The organism is Pleionea sp. WD8-19 (assembly GCF_055326765.1).
In genome coordinates, this window is sequence record NZ_JBUZOU010000056.1 from 1 (window position 1) to 1,292 (window position 1,292).

1 protein-coding gene is annotated in these 1,292 nt (G+C 42.9%); it reads left to right on the forward strand.

The window, feature by feature from the left end; translation table 11 throughout:
- The first annotated feature begins 56 nt into the window (after positions 1-56).
- Complete coding sequence (locus tag ACTUJY_RS21085) at positions 57-1,259, forward strand: IS256 family transposase (RefSeq protein ID WP_463618107.1); 1,203 nt, start codon at positions 57-59, stop codon at positions 1,257-1,259.
- Positions 1,260-1,292 lie beyond the last annotated feature (33 nt).

Genomic DNA, 1,292 nt, shown 5'->3' on the forward strand with positions numbered 1-1,292 from the left:
GGTAGTGTTTAGAAATCTGTGTCATTTCAGTAAACTGTTAAAAACAGGAATGACCTATGACTCAAGAATTCGACTTTAATAAAGCATTAGAACAACTTCAATCAGGTAAGGCGCTGACCGGTGAGGACGGCGTCTTAACTCCTCTCATCAAACAGCTCACTGAAGCTTCCCTCAAGGCTGAGCTTAACCAACATCTAAAATCAGAGACAGAGCCTAATCGTAAAAACGGTAGTAGTAAGAAGACGATTAAATCGAGTGTCGGTCAGTTTGAGTTGGAAACGCCGCGAGATCGCGCAGGCACGTTTGAGCCTCAGTTAGTTAAGAAAAATCAAACCAAACTCACCGCCGAAATTGACCGAAAAATCCTTTCCATGTACGCACTAGGTATGAGCTATCGCGATATTCGAGGCCATGTTCAAGACTTGTATGGGATCGAAGTATCCGAAGCCACCATCACTGGCGTCACTGACCAATTACTACCTGAACTCAAAGCCTGGCAAGAGCGTCAATTAGATTCCGTTTATCCATTCGTCTGGCTCGATGCCATTCACTATAAAGTGAAAGACAGTGGTCGTTTCGTGAGTAAAGCCGTTTACACCGTGCTTGGCGTCTCCATTGAAGGCAAGAAAGAGTTATTAGGACTTTATCTTTCAGAGTCCGAAGGCGCTAATTACTGGCTCTCTGTACTCACCGATTTACATAACCGAGGTATTAACGATATCTTAATCGCCTGCGTTGATGGCTTGAAAGGATTTCCAGAAGCGATAGCGACGATTTATCCTGAAACTGAAGTTCAACAATGTGTGATCCACCAAATTCGCAACTCAATAAAATATGTCGGTTCCAAGCATCAAAAAGCTTTTATGGCCGATTTAAAACCCGTTTATCGAGCAACTAGTAAGAGTGCAGCAGAAACCGCGTTAGACGAATTAGAAACCAAATGGGGAGGCCAATACCCAATTGTGATCGACTCTTGGCGACGAAAGTGGGAGAACTTATCAGTCTATTTTAAGTATCCTGATTATGTTCGAAAAGCCATTTATACGACAAACGCTATCGAAGCGGTGCATCGTCAATTTAGAAAACTGACTAAAACCAAAGGGGCATTTCCTAACGAGAATAGCTTGATGAAATTGCTGTATGCGGGCATATTAAATGCCTCGAAGAAATGGACAATGCCAGTTCAAAACTGGAACCTGACATTGTCACAACTGGCCATCCACTTTGAAGGTCGATTAGATGGTGAACTAGAACTTTAATTTTTAGGCTGACACAGAATTCTGAACGCCCTC

Bases quoted from the DNA above. Each gene is read 5' to 3' on its own strand.
- ACTUJY_RS21085 (WP_463618107.1), top strand. From the start codon at position 57: ATGACTCAAGAATTCGACTTTAATAAAGCATTAGAACAACTTCAATCA.